At 46.8% G+C, this 16,016-nt stretch carries 13 protein-coding genes; 4 read left to right on the forward strand and 9 right to left on the reverse strand.

The features are described from left to right. Positions 1 to 10 precede the first annotated feature (10 nt). The 3 genes from PMG71_RS11945 to PMG71_RS11955 all read right to left on the reverse strand — a co-directional run bounded on the left by PMG71_RS11945 (position 11) and on the right by PMG71_RS11955 (position 3,974). Positions 11 to 1,174, reverse strand: coding sequence for a GuaB3 family IMP dehydrogenase-related protein (locus tag PMG71_RS11945; protein ID WP_283753914.1), 1,164 nt, complete (start codon positions 1,172 to 1,174; stop codon positions 11 to 13). Positions 1,175 to 1,322: 148 nt separating this feature from the next. Continuing rightward, positions 1,323 to 3,257, reverse strand: a complete 1,935-nt coding sequence (locus tag PMG71_RS11950; protein WP_283753915.1) for a flotillin family protein — start codon at positions 3,255 to 3,257, stop codon at positions 1,323 to 1,325. Between the two features lie 42 nt (positions 3,258 to 3,299). After that, complete coding sequence (locus PMG71_RS11955) at positions 3,300 to 3,974, reverse strand: OB-fold-containig protein (RefSeq protein ID WP_283753916.1); 675 nt, start codon at positions 3,972 to 3,974, stop codon at positions 3,300 to 3,302. A gap of 243 nt (positions 3,975 to 4,217) precedes the next feature. Here PMG71_RS11955 and PMG71_RS11960 point away from each other — a divergent pair, with 243 nt between their 5' ends. After that, complete coding sequence (locus PMG71_RS11960) at positions 4,218 to 4,451, forward strand: hypothetical protein (RefSeq protein ID WP_283753917.1); 234 nt, start codon at positions 4,218 to 4,220, stop codon at positions 4,449 to 4,451. Positions 4,452 to 4,487: 36 nt separating this feature from the next. Here the strand turns inward: PMG71_RS11960 and PMG71_RS11965 are convergent, their stop codons facing one another. Further along, on the reverse strand, positions 4,488 to 5,693 hold the full coding sequence (locus PMG71_RS11965; protein ID WP_347179262.1) for a glycosyltransferase family 4 protein: 1,206 nt from the start codon (positions 5,691 to 5,693) through the stop codon (positions 4,488 to 4,490). Positions 5,694 to 5,752: 59 nt separating this feature from the next. Here PMG71_RS11965 and PMG71_RS11970 point away from each other — a divergent pair, with 59 nt between their 5' ends. Then, entirely contained in the window at positions 5,753 to 6,550 is a 798-nt protein-coding gene (locus PMG71_RS11970) for a class I SAM-dependent methyltransferase (RefSeq protein WP_283753919.1), read from the forward strand. A gap of 108 nt (positions 6,551 to 6,658) precedes the next feature. Here the strand turns inward: PMG71_RS11970 and lptC are convergent, their stop codons facing one another. From lptC to metG, 3 genes are all read right to left on the reverse strand, one after another. Further along, entirely contained in the window at positions 6,659 to 7,852 is a 1,194-nt protein-coding gene (lptC, locus tag PMG71_RS11975; protein WP_283753920.1) for an LPS export ABC transporter periplasmic protein LptC, read from the reverse strand. A 36-nt stretch (positions 7,853 to 7,888) separates the two neighbouring features. Continuing rightward, positions 7,889 to 8,491: a LabA-like NYN domain-containing protein gene (locus PMG71_RS11980; protein WP_430541007.1), complete on the reverse strand. Its 603-nt coding sequence runs from the start codon at positions 8,489 to 8,491 to the stop codon at positions 7,889 to 7,891. Between the two features lie 94 nt (positions 8,492 to 8,585). Next, positions 8,586 to 10,184, reverse strand: a complete 1,599-nt coding sequence (gene metG / locus PMG71_RS11985; RefSeq protein WP_283753922.1) for a methionine--tRNA ligase — start codon at positions 10,182 to 10,184, stop codon at positions 8,586 to 8,588. Positions 10,185 to 10,555: 371 nt separating this feature from the next. Here metG and PMG71_RS11990 point away from each other — a divergent pair, with 371 nt between their 5' ends. Beyond that, the gene (locus PMG71_RS11990; RefSeq protein ID WP_283753923.1) at positions 10,556 to 11,359 is read left to right on the forward strand and encodes an alpha/beta fold hydrolase; all 804 of its coding nucleotides are present in this window, start codon (positions 10,556 to 10,558) and stop codon (positions 11,357 to 11,359) included. Here the strand turns inward: PMG71_RS11990 and PMG71_RS11995 are convergent. Both PMG71_RS11995 and PMG71_RS12000 read right to left on the reverse strand, forming a co-directional pair. Then, positions 11,349 to 13,091 (reverse strand): sensor histidine kinase, encoded by a 1,743-nt coding sequence (locus tag PMG71_RS11995; RefSeq protein WP_283753924.1) that lies wholly within the window; start codon positions 13,089 to 13,091, stop codon positions 11,349 to 11,351. The two genes, PMG71_RS11990 and PMG71_RS11995, sit on opposite strands and share 11 nt — an antisense overlap. 152 nt (positions 13,092 to 13,243) lie before the next feature. Then, the gene (locus PMG71_RS12000) at positions 13,244 to 13,474 is read right to left on the reverse strand and encodes a hypothetical protein (RefSeq protein WP_283753925.1); all 231 of its coding nucleotides are present in this window, start codon (positions 13,472 to 13,474) and stop codon (positions 13,244 to 13,246) included. A gap of 410 nt (positions 13,475 to 13,884) precedes the next feature. On the opposite strand from PMG71_RS12000, the gene lepA reads away from it, so the two are divergent. Continuing rightward, the gene (gene lepA, locus PMG71_RS12005; protein ID WP_283753926.1) at positions 13,885 to 15,696 is read left to right on the forward strand and encodes a translation elongation factor 4; all 1,812 of its coding nucleotides are present in this window, start codon (positions 13,885 to 13,887) and stop codon (positions 15,694 to 15,696) included. The last annotated feature ends 320 nt before the right edge of the window (positions 15,697 to 16,016 follow it).

Here is a 16,016-nt window from a genome sequence, read left to right on the forward strand (position 1 = left end):
AAATTTGGGTCTATTTGCCCATACCGAGTTGTTGGGCTTTTTGATAAACCTTACCTTCGGTGAGCAAGGATGGGGCAATTACCACTTCCACTTCCTGCATTTCGCGGATGGTTTGAGCGCCTAGGGTTCCCATACTGGTTTTGATCGCACCCAGGAGGTTATGGGTTCCGTCGTCTAACTGGGCTGGGCCGCGCAAAATTTGTTCTAGGGTTCCGGTGCTACCAACCCGAATTCTTGTGCCTCTGGGCAATACGGGGCTAGGGGTGGCCATGCCCCAGTGATAGCCTCGGCCGGGAGCTTCTTTGGCTCTGGCAAGGGGAGAGCCGATCATGACTCCATCTGCACCACAGGCTAAACATTTACAAATATCGCCACCGGTGATAATGCCACCATCGGCGATGACGGGGATATAGTTGCCGGTTTCTTGATGATAGGTGTCCCGTGCGGCGGCACAGTCGGCGATCGCCGTCGGTTGGGGCACACCCACCCCTAAAACCCCCCGCGACGTACAGGCTGCCCCCGGGCCAATACCCACCAATACCCCAGCCGCACCCGCCCTCATCAGGTTTAGAGCCACATCATAGGTGACACAGTTGCCTAAAATCACCGGAATAGGCATCTCTGCACAGAATTTTGCCAAATCTAAAGGAGTAACCGACTCTGGAGAGAGGTGATCGGTAGAGACTACAGTCCCTTGGACAAAAAACAGGTCGGCTCCCGCTTCGGCTGCCACCTGACCATATTTAATGGCTCCTACTGGGGTGGCACTGACAGCCGCAATACCGCCTTTCTCCTTAATTTCTTTAACCCGTTTGGTAATCAGTTCTGGATCGATAGGTTGGGCATAGAGTTGTTGCATCAAGGATACAAATTCATCTTTCCCTACCGAGGCAATTTTGTCTAAGACGGGGTTGGGATCGTCGTAGCGAGTATTAATTCCTTCTAAGTTCAATACTCCCATTGCGCCTAACTCAGACAAAGCCACAGCCGCATTCACATCCACAACCCCATCCATGGCACTGGCAATAATGGGAATTTCCCGCTCTATTCCCCCCAAGGTGAGGGTGGTCTCGGCCAAACTCGGATCGAGTGTCCGAAGACCCGGTACTAGGGCGATTTCATCGATTCCGTAAGCTCTGCGGGCTGTTTTTCCCCGTCCAATTTGAATATCCACTGTCTCTCTTGCGTTTCCCAAAATATATTTAAATAGCCTATCAAATTCATTCGGAAATTAAAAAGGGGTGGGTTTGGGATGGGGGGATGGGGAGATGGGGGGATGGGGAGATGGGGAGATAGGGCAGGTGAACTGCCCTGGGTTGAGTTTAACTGGCGGTGGGATTTTCTGGAACTGAGGGGGGTTTCACCGGTTGCCGTTTGGTGGGGGCGATCGCCTTTGAGGACTTCTCTGAAGCATGGCTGGATGCTTCCGGTTTGGGTTGGGAGTTTTGGCTCGTTGCTTCTGGAGGGTTGGGGTTACGCACCATTTGGCTGATTTGTTGCAGCAGTGTCCCCAATTTTCCCTCTTCCATCAGGGCATTGACTAAGGATAAGCCACTGGTGGACATCAGCAGTTTATTCAAGTCGCCCATACCGTTGCTGCCATTGTTGCCATTGGCTCCAGGGAAAGAATAAATGCGGGTATCGCCCAAGATACCGGGTTGGGGTGTGAGGGCTTTGACAATTTCAGGTACATGGGGCGCGAGAGTGGGCCAAATTTCCGAGATCAGTTGGGCGGAGAGTTTGGCATCGGAGAGGGCATTTCTGGCTTCAATGAGGGCTTTTTCTCCCTCAGCTTCCGCTAAGGCTCTATCCCGGTTGGCTTCGGCTAGGGTACGGATGGACTCGGCTTCGAGTTCGGCGGCTTGGCGGGCAATTTCGGCTTGCCGACGGCGACGGAAAACGTCGATTTCCACCACGTTTTGCTCGGAAATGCGCTGTTTCTGGGCTTCTTTTTCGGCTTCGATCGCGCTTAATCGTTGGGCACGTTCTGCTTGTTCGATTTCTTGGGCGGTAATGACGGCAGCTTCGGCTTGGGCACGTTCGGCATCGGCGGCTAACCGTTGCTTTTCTTTTTCGACAATGGCGATCGCTGCTTCCTGTTGTGCAATCTTCGATTCTCGTTCTGCTGCCGCAATTTCAATCTTGGCTTTAAGTTGGGAAGATTCCACCATTTTCTGACGGTTAATTTCCGCAACCTCAGATTCTTGTTTTTGCAGCGCTTGGGCGATTTTCAACTGTTTATTGCGCTCTTCTAAGGCAATATTGGCATCAATTTGACTTTGTTGAACGGACAACTGTTGCAGAATCTTTTCTTCTTCAACTGCCTTAGTTTGCAACAATTTATTGCGTTCAATTTTGGCCAACTCTTGGTCTTTTGACTCCTGAATCTCCCGCTCCCGTTGTGCGGTCATCGATTCGACTTCCAGTTTTTGGTCTAAATTGGCCTCTTCTTTTTCCTTTTTAATGCGTAAGGATTGTTTTTCCGCATCCAGTTCTCTCTGCTCGATCAAAACCTTGGTTTTCAGCTCCACTTCCCGCTTCTGCTGAATGGATTTCTGAATCGTTTCCGTCCTCAAGCGCACGCCTTGAGCATCGAAGAAGTTATTTTCATCATAGGTATCGCTTTCTTCAATCTCGGAAATAGCAATATTATTCAGGGTCAAACCAATTTTTTTCAAATCCTGTTGAATCAGGTTCAAGACTTCATCAGCAAACCCTAATTTGTCTGAGTCAATTTCCGCTAAACTTTTCTTTTTCGCCGCCGCACGAATGGCATCATCTGCCCGTTTTTCGAGGGCTTCTTTAATATCGGTAGCAGAAATAATTCCTTCTTTTGACAACCGAGCTGCAACCGTCAAAACATCCTGTTGATTGGCACTCACGCACACATAAAACGTGACGCGCATATTTGCCCGTAAATAATCTTGAGTCCGCACGGCTAAATTCCCGGTGCGTTCCACATCGATAGAAATTTCTCGTAAAGGCACGCGGGTGATTTCATGAAAGCCGGGAATTACCACACAGCCCCCGTTTAAAAAGACCCGTTTTTGTTTAATAAATACGCCCCCTGTACGAACAAATGCTTCGTTGTTTGGTGTGATCTTGTAAACGCTGGTATAAGCGATAATTCCTAGGATTAGAAAGAAGACAAATCCTAGGGAACCACTGACTAAAAGCATCCCCACCGATCCCATTTGGGGCAGGGGATTTTGAGCGAGTAGGGGTTGGGTGGGTTGTTCAATAATGGTTTGTTTCATGATCGGTAATGGGTAATGGGCAGAAGGGTAAACTGTATCCAATTAGCCTAACCAGCGTTTTTGATCGACGCTATCTTTACTTACAGCCAAATAAAAGTGTTCGCAATACTCGATAACGATCACTTGATCGCCCCGTTTAGGAATTTGAGTAGCCCAGTCGGGAAGTTGCACATTAATACTAACTAAATTATGGGCGGGATCGATCGCATCGACTTGCCCAATTTGGGTGGTAGGCTGTTGGGGAATACTCACCGATACGACGGTTCCGGTACATCCGATCAGGCGATCGCCACGGGTATCTTCTCCAAATGCCGCAAACAGTTTACCAATGGGCCGAGAGATGATACTACCGCCCAATAGGCCTAACATTAAGGAGACGATTAACACAGCATTGCCTAACAGCCCCGTTGGAATTCCTAAGAGCAGGTTAAGAACCCATCCTAGAAGTCCCCATAAACTAAAATCAATGGCTAATAAGAGCAATAGGGGCGCTTTTCCTAAGCCTAACCATCCCAAGGCTTGTAGAGCGGTAAAACCACCATCAGCATCTGCGTCTACTTCTATATCTAGGTCAGTATCCCAATCTCCATCAATGTCTACATCGCCATCAACATCAGCATCATTGTCTCCACCTCCAGAAAAAATGACCAGCAGAAACAGCACGACTCCTAAACCGAGAAAGATCCAATAGGGGAGGTTTGCCGGGTCAAAGACCATATGTAAAAACCTGAAAGTTGAGAGAATTTGAAATCAGAATATTGATCTCCAGGATAGGGATTGATCCAGGAGGTAAGTGCAAATATATATATGGTCTTAATTTAACTCATCAGACTTGCTTTATATGGCTTTCATTGATGGTTTTGTAATATTTCGTAAAAAAAATAAGTTAATTAAGGGTAGATTAAGTCCTATAATGAGTCATCAATAGCCTTGAACATCCGGCAATGAGGGAGTTGAGTGATGGTAGAGTTTAATGGGTTGATCTTTGGCCTGTTCTTGTGGATTGCCTATTCTTGGGTGCTGTTGCAATTGTTTAGCCCTCGCGATGCCTTCATCCCCCAGAATTTGGCCTATGACCATGCAGGAGCAACCATTACGGTTGAATGTAGAGTCGCAACGGTTTCGGATTCCCGCAATTTGCCCGATCGCCGCCGGACAAGGAATAATCGTTATCTGCGATCGCCGATAACCTAATATTTTCTGATGCTCCGAAGCGCCTCCCCATTCCCCTCAACTTGGGCAAGCGTTTTCTAAAGCCGCTTCATATTTCTTGCCCATCTGTTCCCAAGTGAACCGATCTTCAATGAGTGTGCGCCCGTTTTGAGAAAGTTCGGCTCTGAGTTGGGGGTTTTCTAACAATTGGGAAATGGCTTCAATGTACTCTTCTACCCTATTGGCTCGCAGAGCAACGCCATCCGCATCGAGTCCTTCTAAACCGCGATCGCTCCCCACCACGGGTACACCTGCTGCCATGGCTTCTAGGGTCTTATTTTTAATGCCAAAACCGGTTTGTAAAGACACCACACAAACCGTGGTTTGATGGAGCGCTTCCACCATGGAAGAGACTCTTCCCGTCACCTCTACACCGGGTTGATTAGCTAAGGCTTTAATTTCAGGAGTCGGACGATTGCCAATGATGCGATACTTGACTTCAGGATAGCGCTGACGCAGTTGGGGGAAGACTTTTTTGGCAAAGAAGATCGCCGCATCCATATTGTGAGTTAAGTCCATGGAACCCACAAAGGCTAAGGTATAGCCCCCAGGATCTTGGGTTCGACAGGGAAATAAGTCTAGATCGACACCATTGGGAATCACTTCAATTTTATCAGCAGGGGCAAAAATTTGCAGTTGTTTTTGATCGTCCATGGTGGTGACGACCAGTTTATCGGTAATTTGAGAGTATTGTTTTTCGTAGCGATAAAGAACCGGTAAATAAAGGCGATCGCGCCATGGATTTTCGGAAGCTCCCATCTCAATGGCATTTCTGGTTCCCCAATACATGGAACTATGGACATTAACCACCATACCCACTCGATTTTTTAGCTCTGGACGTAAATAAACGGCGTTGGCACTATGTTCGCAGGTAATGGCATCATACTTGCCCCGATCGACCCCTTCAAGAACCAGGGTTTGAATGTCTTTGCAGTAACGGTGAATCACATTTTGGGGTTTTCCTTCCCAGAATGAGGAGAATAGGCGCTTTCCTTTGGCGATCGCCCCCTTGCGCTCATCGGCGACAATGGGAAAAATCTTCAGATCGCTGACCTGCTCCTGTAAGCCGGTAATATCTTCATCAGTAACATCGGGCGATCGCTGGGCAACTACAGTTACTTGATGATCTTTTTGTAGATATTTAAGCAGATTAAATGTCCTCACTTCTGTCCCTGACCGACTAGGGGGGTAAGGAAAAGTGGAGGAAAGCATCAGAATTTTCATATAATTACCGTCGAGGACTCTACCGATCCGTTCTACCATAACCGAGGAAAAATTCAGCCATGAAGCAGATTACAATTCCCCCAGAATCCCCCGCCAGTTGGCAAGAAGTATTTTACTATGACCAGATAGAAATTTATGGCGATCGCCGGGTTCTCGGTCATACCTATGCTTACCAGAATCGTCGTCAGGTGGTCATTGATTTGGTGCAAAAAGTGGCCCAACCTGGCGCTAAAGTCTTAGATGTGGCGGCTTCCCAGGGCAATTATAGTCTATGGCTGGCGGAATTGGGCTACCAAGTGACTTGGAATGACCTGCGATCGGAATTAGTCGATTACGTGAAAATGAAGTATGAAAAGGGAGATATTGAGTATGCTCCCGGTAATTTATTTGATTTAGGGTTTGATTCTTGCTTTGATGTGGTCTTGATTACGGAGATTATTGAGCATGTGGCCCATCCCGATCAATTTCTGCAAAAAATTTCCCAATTGGTAAAACCGGGAGGGTATATTGTGATGACCACCCCCAATGGGGAATATATTCGCCATAATTTACCCAAGTTTTCCGATTGTCCCGATCCCTCTTTGTACGAAGAACAGCAATTTAGCCCCAATTCTGATGGTCATATTTTTCTGTTGCACACGGATGAAATTCCGCCTCTGGTGAAGCAAGCAGGTTTAGAAATAGAAGAAATTCGCCTGTTTACCAATTCCTTAACTAATGGCCATATTAAACTAGAATATTTGTTAAAGGTTTTACCTAAAGGGGTGGTGGATGGCATGGAAAAATTGACCGGCTCTTTACCTTTTTCTCTGCAACGGAAACTGCATAAAGGAATGGCGGTTTTGATTCGGCGATGATGCGATCTACAGCACTTTGCGCTGTATTGGGGGAATGGGGGAGTGCGGGCATATTGCCCGCTAGTTTATACCATTTACCGGATTTAATATTACTCATTACTTAGTAATCTAAGGGATAATCTCAGTAATGACTCTGGTGCGATCGCCACTACTCACGGTTATATTTTGATCCTTTAACTGACCAAAGGCTCTCGCTCCTTGCAAAAATAAAGGGGGATTGACTTGGCGATAAGTGACATTACCCGTTGCTTCTACCTCCTCGGTTCCAAAAGACCAAGTGACATTTTCTGCCGAGAGATCCGACTGATTGCGTCCACCGGTTACCCGGACATTTTGGGTTAAATAGGCAACTTGATTGGCTAAATCTACCGTACCGCGATCGCCCACTAAGGTCAGTTGTTCATCCAAATGGTCTAGGGTAATCTTTTGATTGGCTCCAACAGACTGGGATTTCAAATCCCAAGTCATAGAATCACTTTTAGCTTCTAACGCTGGATTGGCTGCGGTTAAGGTGACTTGATTCATTAAGGTCACCGATTCATTCTCTAAATCCACCATACTTCCTCCAGCTAAAGCCGTATGGCTAGGGGGCATTTCTGGTTCCTCGGCTAACTTTTGTTTGTTGTCTTCTTCTCCTTCATAATGTTTGATTTCGATTGGAATCGATCCCACCACTTTCCGATCTTTCATCAGCCAGACTAAGTGTTCGGTATTCATCCGTAACTGAGGACTATGGGTAATCGCCTCTACCTTACCGATCAATTCCATTTGCCGCAAGCGGCTATAGACTTTAACTTGCTCGGCTTTGGCTTCTACCTGGGGATGGGAACCAGTCAACGTATTATTAACAACTAGGACATCCGCCTGGGGTCGCCATTCCAGTTCATTCCCTTCTAACACCACTTCATCTTCAACGGCGATCGCCTTAATGCCATCTTTGAGTAAAATTAAATTGCCGTCTTGGTGAACTTCTCCCCGCTTCGCTTCCACCCGATAGACTAATTTCCCATCTTGATACAATTCTCCTAATGGTTCTTCGACCGTGGCAATTTGTCGGTCTTCACTATAGGTGGCCGATTTGGCATGGACTTTCCACAATAACTGACCTTGATCGTCGCCCTGTTCTAGGGTGATATCTTTAAAGACCAGTTGAATGGCATCTGAGTCTTCAGCATCGGATGCTGCTTGCACCAGTTGATCGGGTGTATTCGAGCCACCACAAGCGGATAAGGCGATCGCCAAAATTAAGCCTAAACTGGTTTTGACTCTCATCTTAAGAGGATCGCCAGTTTTCTTTCCCATGCTCCAGGATCTATAACCCATGTACAGCCCATAACCTTAGCGTTTTTCTTGCCGTTCATCCATCAGACTTAAACTGGATAAGGGGCGATAGGAATAAGTGTTTTGCCGGGGTGTTTTTTGGATATCTTCCTTAATGCTTTCGAGATCGATATAGCGATCGGCTACATTAATTAAACTATCGCTGGTCATCGATCGCAAACTCACGACCTCGACCCGTACCCCCCGATAGCTCACCGAATCCACTGCATAGGCCAGATCCCCATCCCCACTGACTAACACCGCCGTATCATAACAGCCCACTAAAGACATCATATCCACGGCAATTTCCACATCCAAATTGGCTTTTTTCGAGCCATCTGGCAGTTGTACCAAATCCTTAGCGATCACTCGATAGCCATTGCGACGCATCCATAACAAGAATCCTTGCTGCTTCTCATTCGTGCGATCGACTCCTGTATAGAAAAATGACCGTAACAAGCGAGAACCATTGGTTAAGCGGCACAATAACTTAGTGTAATCAATCTCCATTCCCAATTGCAGGGCAGCATAAAAGAGATTAGAACCATCAATAAAAATGGCCACGGTTCCCCGATTGGACAGCACTTGTTCGGGAGTACAGAAACTTTGATTTTGTTCCATCGGTTCATACATCATTGTTATACCTCAGTTATTAAAATCTTATGGTTTTATGGTGGTTTGGAAAGAGAAAGTAAAGGTTGTCATTATATCAAACTTAAGCTTCGATTAACTCTAGACGCTGAAAAACCGGTTTGGGTGTTCCTAGAGTCTGCTGACCGGGTAAGATGCCCCATTGGGCATGACGTTCAAAGGAGATTGGGTTTTGAAGGTCTCTAACCTGGTTAAAATCAATGCTAAAGCCTAATTGGCTATAGATGGCGGTGCTGATGTCAGGAATAATCGGTGAGAGCAGATAAGCTGCTAAACGCACGGATTCTAGAACCGAGTAGAGAACTTCTGCTAATGCCTCTTGCTTCCCTTGTTTATACAACGTCCAGGGCGCTTGCTCGTCAATATATTTGTTACTGCTTTGCACCAAGTCGAGGATGGCTTCACAGGCTTGGGAATAAGCCAGGTCGTTGTAGTGCCGATCTACTTTTGACTTCAAGGAACTTCCTAGGGTTTTCAGAGGATTATCATCAGGAATGTCATTAGGGGCGATCGCCGGAACTTGACCTTGACCATATTTTCTCACCATCCCTAGAGTCCGATTCAGCAGATTTCCTAAATCATTGGCTAGATCCGCATTCAGAACATTAATAAATCGAGTTTCATTAAAGTCCCCATCCTTACCAAACTCAATCTCCTTAAGAAAATAGTAGCGCACCGCATCAGCTCCATAGCGATCCACTAATTCATAGGGATTTAAGGTATTGCCCAAACTTTTACCCATCTTCATGCCATCTTTGGTCAAAAAGCCATGGCCAAATACCCGTCCGGGTAAAGGTAGACCCGCAGACATCAGCATTGCTGGCCAGTAGACCGTATGGAAGCGCAGAATATCTTTACCAATCAGATGGGTTTGAATGGGCCACCATTTGGCGAGGGCATTCTCTAAGGTGGGAGAGTCTTCCGGATCGAGTAAGGCGGTGATATACCCTAATAGGGCATCAAACCAAACATAAAGGGTATGTTCGGGATCGGTGGGAACGGGAAAACCCCAATCTAGGTTAACTCGCGAGATGGAGAAATCTTGCAGCCCACGGGCCACAAAGCTCAGGACTTCATTCCGGCGACTTTCCGGTTGAATGAAGTCCGGATTCTCACTATAGAAGGTTTCTAAGGAGTCTTGATATTTGGATAAGCGGAAGAAATAGTTATTTTCATCTCGCCATTCTGTAGATTTGTTGGGATGGATGGGACAACGGCGATCCTCAAGCAGGTCTCGTTCTTCTTTGAATTCTTCACAGGAAACGCAATACCATCCTTTTTGCACTCCTTGATAAATGTCCCCATTCTCCCAAACTCGTGTGAAGAATTCTTGTACAATTTGATGGTGTTTAGCGGCCGTCGTCCGACTAAAGCGATCGTATTGGATGTTAAGCTTATGCCAGAGGGTTTGAAAACCCTCGACAATTTCATCACAATGGGTTTGGGGGTCTTTCCCTCGCTCCTGAGCAGTGCGTTGGATTTTTAAGCCATGTTCGTCGGTTCCGGTAATCATCAAGACTTCTTCCCCCCGAAGTCTCCAGTAGCGGGCTAAAACATCTGCGGCAATGGTGGTATAGGCGCTGCCGATATGGGGCAAGTCATTGACGTAGTATAGAGGAGTTGTAATGGTAAAGGTTTTTTTTGCTGGATAGTTAGAGTTCATAGAAAATATGATTAGCGTTTTTAATGACCTGCTTTGTCAAATCAACCCGTTAGGTTGTCTTATGGATTTTACTCAGGATTTTACTCAACTGATCGATAAGGGGAATTGATTCTGATTGTAGCCTTAGTTGCTCAGGTTTGTCTTGATTGCTCATCAATTCGAGGTGAAACTAAGATAACAGACTTCCGAGAAATTGAATCGATTGCTCCTTAAGGCTTCAAGGGATGGCAGAATAGGCAATGTTCCAGGCAATGGTCAGAGACAGAATAAAAGGGCATTATCTATAATCAGGATGAGTTAATTTTATTTTCGGGATCGGTGCAATGGTTATCGATCTTAAATCCCCAAGGTTATATTTTCCATTGGCTCCTATGTCTGATCTTTGTCCTCATTTTCTTCAGTTGACTCCTGTTCGCCCCCAGGCGGATCTATGGGTTTTCTTGCCCGGTATGGATGGTTGGGGATCGCTGTTTGCTCGTCAGGCACAAGGGTTGCAAAGGGATTTTGAGGTGCGGGCGATGAGAATTCCTTCTGAGAATCGCCTGGATTGGGATGGGTTGAGCGATCGCCTCACCGAGTTTATTGAAGCTCAATTGGTCTCCGGAGTCAACCGGCAGGTTTATTTATGTGGGGAGTCGTTTGGGGGCTGTTTGGCCCTAAAAACGGTTCTGAAAGCACCGGAGTTAATTTCCCGCTTAATTTTGGTCAATCCGGCTTCTTCCTTTCATCGTCGTCCTTGGATGGCGTTGGGGGAGTCGATTGTGCCTTGGATTCCCGATCGCCTCTATAATTTGGGCAGTGTTGCTGTTTATTTTTTACTGGCTGCTTTGCCTCGCCTCGCTCCTGAAGACCGTCAGGCTCTCTGGTCTGCCCTTTGTGATGTGCCTGCTGATACTTCGGCTTGGCGATTATCTTTACTCAGACAGTTTACGATTAATCCCCAAGATCTCCAGGGGATCGTACAACCGACGCTGATTTTAGCTAGTGGGAGCGATCGCCTATTACCCTCTATGTCCGAAGCTGACTATTTGCAACAACAGCTTCCGGATGCTCAAGTGATTAAGTTACCCTATAGCGGCCATGCCTGCTTATTGGAAGAATCGATCAGTCTTTTTACTATTCTCGGCGATCGCGGATGGATTCGATCCCCGTCTCCCACAGAAATTACTCCTTAACAATGACGGGTAATTGTCCCAAGGGAGCTGTGAAGGTGACTGTCGATCCCAGTCCTTCTCCCATACTAAAGAAGTTCACCTCACCGCCCATGGCCTCAATTAAGCGCTGAGAAATGGCTAATCCTAAGCCGGTTCCTCCATATTGGCGGGTGCGAGAGCCATCAATTTGGGAAAAGTTTTGAAACAATTGTTCTTGCTTCTCTAAGGGGACACCGATACCGGTATCGGCGACGCTCACCTTGACGAAGCCGGGATAGTCGCGATCTCCGACATGAAATTTCTTGGCGATCGCTTCCGCCGTAATCGTAATTCCGCCTTCATGGGTAAATTTAATGGCATTACCCACCAAATTCAACATCACTTGTAACAGGCGCTGATAATTCCCCGTAATCATCACTTCATCGCGGGTTAGGGTGCGGCTGACTTCATAACTTAATCCTTTGCTTTCCGCCTGGGGTCGAGTAAAGTTTTCTAGGTTGGTTAACAGTTCATCCAAATTGACTGGACTTAGCTCGATCTGCATTTTTCCGGCTTCAATGCGAGCCAGATCCAGCACATCATTAATTAAGTTCAACAGATGTAAGGCGGACTTATGGGCTTCTTGAACCCATTCGAGTTGCTCTTCTGGATCGTCAGCCATTCCATCCAGGATCAGCTTGAGAAAGCCGATGATTCCATTAAGGGGGGTTCTGAGTTCATGGGAGGTATTGGCTAAAAATTCACTTTTGAGTCGTGAAGCTTCTTCTGCTTGTTCTCTGGCTAATTCGAGTTCTTGGTAGAGTGTCGCATGGGCGATCGCCGTTCCCACCTGATCGGCCAACTCCCTCACCAGCTCGATCTCTTCCGGTGACCACAAATAGGGTTCAGCCTCATCGGAGCGCACGGGAGGCGATAACATCAGTAACCCATTGGGTTGATCCTGATAGCAGGTGGCTACCGCTAACCGAGATTCTGAGGACTCCTTCCCCTCTTCTTCTACCCAAGCTAAGGGTTCTAGACTCGATAAGGCTCCCATCAAGGGGGCATTCTCGTCTAAGGATATCAAGCTCCCCACTTGCGATCCGCTCCCTTGATGGCTATAGTGAGCAACGATTTTCAGATTTTCGGTCTCTAGACATTTTTGGGCGATCGCACAGCTTTCTAGATTCAACGCAATCCCTAACCCTTCCACCGTCTGCTTCCAAATCGTTTCGAGATCCAGAGTCCGTCTAATTTTGCGCGTCACTCGCGTCAGCAGAGTCTGGTAATGATCGGTCGTTTTATTTTCCCCCTGCTGTAGCACATACGGACTACTGGCAAAGGATTGAGATCCCACAGCGCTCGACAAAAGTCTCCCCAGCACTAACACTTGATTAGCTTTTAATGGAGACGTTAGCACTGGAGTGACGACCAGATCGAAGAGTAAGTAATATTCCCCATACCGAAAGGGATAGCTAAAACGTTCCGGTAATTGATTTTCCAAGACTTGACGCACTCGATCCAAATAGGGATCGATGGGAATAGGATAAAGGGTATTTTCCATCAATTCCCCGACTAAGTTTTCAGGGGCTAAATCATAGCGTTCTGCTTGAGTCCAATTAAAAGCCAGGTACTCACCAGAAGTATTATGAATAAAGCTTAATTCAGCCCCTAACCCTAACAGAATTGACGGTTTGGCCTGTACCCTCTCTGAAGAATTAGAAAGGCTGGTGTCATTTAGGGTGGAAATGGATGCATGGGAAGAAGCATTCATGAGTTGGTGTCGGTGAATTTTGAATAGATGATATTCACAGGTCTAGCATCTGAGCCGGAAGGGAGCAACAGTAGGGCACTAAAAGCCTATGGGAAATCTCAGAGTTAGTAGTCTCCATGGAGATAACTTGGATCTCTGGCAAGGTTAGGTTTTTAGTCGTTCCATTCGCCCCTCGGAGGCAAGGGAGGGCTTTTGATTAGAGTGCGGGTGAGTTCATCATCTCTTTGGTTTGAACCTCTGAGCCATTGACGAATTGCTGTTTCAATAATTCTCGAAGGATCGTTGGTTAAGTGCTGAATTTGTTCGAGCAATTCCGGATCTAAGGCGATGGAAATTTCGACTTTATCGACTTGGCGTTCGGAAGAAAGGGTGGGGTCATTCATGGGTTTCAGTTTAAGCCTCAATATACATCAGAATTTTGTTTTTTCCCTAGTTGTTTTCGATTTTTTTTCAACTGGACTGAAAGAAAAAAAACGACAGGTTACCCGGTCAAGGGGATCTGTTTGGTTCAGTTTCATTTAAGGACGTAGGGTCTGACCTAAAAAGGGGGTTAGGTCTACAACACTACAGCATGGGCCGATTTTAAAGCACGTAGGGTTTATCTTAGTTTAACATGGCGCGATCCGATGATGAGTGGAGGATGGCTGGTGAATTCCCCTAAACTCCCGGACTAGGTTAAAATATATTAACTATCCGATCCAATCCTACAGGCCGCTTGTTTCCTCAAGTGGGTCTGAACTGGAGCGACTATTTTAACTGCACGTTTCACTCAATTAGGTTCAAATTTAACTTTATGACCGACGCTAAAGTCTCTCATATTCGTAATTTCTGTATTATTGCCCATATCGATCATGGGAAGTCTACCTTGGCCGATCGCCTCCTCCAGTTTACTGGAACGGTTGCCGATCGCGATATGAAAGCCCAGTTCCTCGATAGCATGGATCTCGAACGGGAGCGGGGGATTACGATTAAGCTCCAGGCGGCTCGGATGAATTATCAGGCCCAAAATGGGGAAACTTATGTTCTAAACTTAATTGATACTCCGGGCCATGTGGATTTTTCTTATGAAGTATCGCGATCGCTGATTGCCTGTGAGGGGGCGCTGTTGGTGGTGGATGCCTCTCAGGGCGTGGAAGCCCAGACCTTGGCAAATGTCTATTTGGCACTGGAACACGATCTAGAAATTATTCCCGTTCTGAATAAAATTGACTTGCCGGGAGCAGAACCGGAGCGGGTGAGGGCAGAGATTGAAGAGGTGATTGGTTTAGACTGTAGTCAAGCCATTTTAGCTTCGGCTAAGGAAGGGATCGGTGTTCCAGACATCCTAGAAGCCATTGTTCAGGGGGTTCCGGCTCCAGAAGACACGACGGAGCAGCCCCTACGGGCGCTGATTTTTGACAGTTATTATGATAGCTATCGGGGCGTGATCGTTTATTTTCGGGTGGTCGATGGTAAGGTTTGTAAAGGCGATCGCATCCGCTTAATGGCAACCGGTAAAGAATACGACATCGACGAATTAGGCGTTCTCTCCCCCACCCAAGTGCAAGTCGAAGAACTGCACGCCGGAGAAGTCGGTTATTTAGCCGCCTCCATTAAAGCCGTAGAAGATGCACGGGTGGGCGATACCATTACCCTCAAAGCTCAACCTGCCGAGAAACCTTTACCGGGCTATAAAGAAGCCAACCCCATGGTATTCTGTGGCATGTTTCCCACCGATGCCAACCAGTTTCCCGAACTGCGGGAAGCTCTGGAGAGGCTCAAGCTTAATGATGCAGCGCTTTCCTATGAACCCGAAACCTCTAGCGCCATGGGTTTTGGCTTTCGCTGTGGGTTCTTAGGATTATTACACATGGAAATTGTCCAAGAACGGTTAGAGCGAGAATATGACCTGGATTTGATTATTACTGCCCCTTCCGTGGTTTATCGGGTGGTTCTCAACTCCGGAGAAGTGGTCACAATCGATAATCCTAGCACTCTGCCCGCAGCCAACGAACGGCAAAGCATTGAAGAACCCTATGTACAAATTGATATTATTACTCCAGAAACCTATGTGGGCACATTGATGGAATTGTGCCAAACCCGGCGCGGGGTGTTCAAGGATATGAAATATCTAACCCAGAGTCGCACTACCTTAATTTATGAGCTGCCCTTAGCGGAAGTGGTAACTGACTTTTTCGATCAGATGAAGACCAGATCTCGCGGTTATGCCAGTATGGAATATCAGTTTATTGGCTATCGCACCAATGACTTGGTACGCTTAGACATCATGATCAACAACGATCCCGTTGATGCCCTTGCCATGATTGTCCATCGAGATAAAGCCTACTATGTGGGGCGAGGATTAACCGAAAAACTGAAAGAATTAATCCCGCGCCATCAATTTAAGGTTCCCATTCAAGCCGCCATTGGTTCACGAGTCATTGCCAGCGAACATATTCCCGCCTTGCGTAAGGATGTTTTGGCAAAATGTTACGGCGGTGATATTTCCCGGAAGAAAAAACTACTGCAAAAACAAGCCAAGGGTAAAAAGCGCATGAAGTCCATTGGTACAGTAGACGTGCCTCAGTCCGCGTTTATGGCGGTGTTGAAGTTGGATAATGGGTAATCAATTTTGTTGGTAGGGGCAGGTTCACCCATATCCCCCAATTCCCACCAATAACTGTTGTGAACCTGCCCCCAACCCTTCGCGGGGGTGGGGGCGGGTTTCCGCTTCGCGGACATGAATAGAGAATTGATTTTTGGGTATCCTCAATTAAGGTGATAAACCCAGAAACCCGGTTTCTTCAACAATACCTTCGCCAATTTTAGAGGGAAGCGGTAGAACCCGGAGCCTTGTGAACGCGACCTAGGGAGTAAATGCGTGCAAAGATGTCAGGTAATAAAACTGGATCTGGTTTTTCCCGAAGCAGTTTAATGATTTCTCGT

Origin of the sequence: Roseofilum acuticapitatum BLCC-M154 (genome assembly GCF_030068475.1) — a bacterium.
In the GTDB taxonomy this organism is placed as follows: Bacteria; Cyanobacteriota; Cyanobacteriia; order Cyanobacteriales; family Desertifilaceae; genus Roseofilum; species Roseofilum acuticapitatum.

Excerpts from the sequence above, each read along its gene's own strand:
- PMG71_RS12000 (WP_283753925.1), bottom strand. The coding sequence starts at position 13,474 with ATGAATGACCCCACCCTTTCTTCCGAACGCCAAGTCGATAAAGTCGAA.
- PMG71_RS11970 (WP_283753919.1), top strand. The coding sequence starts at position 5,753 with ATGAAGCAGATTACAATTCCCCCAGAATCCCCCGCCAGTTGGCAAGAA.
- lptC (WP_283753920.1), bottom strand. The coding sequence starts at position 7,852 with ATGGGAAAGAAAACTGGCGATCCTCTTAAGATGAGAGTCAAAACCAGT.
- metG (WP_283753922.1), bottom strand. The coding sequence starts at position 10,184 with ATGAACTCTAACTATCCAGCAAAAAAAACCTTTACCATTACAACTCCT.
- PMG71_RS11965 (WP_347179262.1), bottom strand. The coding sequence starts at position 5,693 with ATGAAAATTCTGATGCTTTCCTCCACTTTTCCTTACCCCCCTAGTCGG.
- lepA (WP_283753926.1), top strand. The coding sequence starts at position 13,885 with ATGACCGACGCTAAAGTCTCTCATATTCGTAATTTCTGTATTATTGCC.
- PMG71_RS11955 (WP_283753916.1), bottom strand. The coding sequence starts at position 3,974 with ATGGTCTTTGACCCGGCAAACCTCCCCTATTGGATCTTTCTCGGTTTA.
- PMG71_RS11990 (WP_283753923.1), top strand. The coding sequence starts at position 10,556 with ATGTCTGATCTTTGTCCTCATTTTCTTCAGTTGACTCCTGTTCGCCCC.
- PMG71_RS11980 (WP_430541007.1), bottom strand. The coding sequence starts at position 8,491 with ATGGAACAAAATCAAAGTTTCTGTACTCCCGAACAAGTGCTGTCCAAT.
- PMG71_RS11960 (WP_283753917.1), top strand. The coding sequence starts at position 4,218 with ATGGTAGAGTTTAATGGGTTGATCTTTGGCCTGTTCTTGTGGATTGCC.
- PMG71_RS11995 (WP_283753924.1), bottom strand. The coding sequence starts at position 13,091 with ATGAATGCTTCTTCCCATGCATCCATTTCCACCCTAAATGACACCAGC.
- PMG71_RS11950 (WP_283753915.1), bottom strand. The coding sequence starts at position 3,257 with ATGAAACAAACCATTATTGAACAACCCACCCAACCCCTACTCGCTCAA.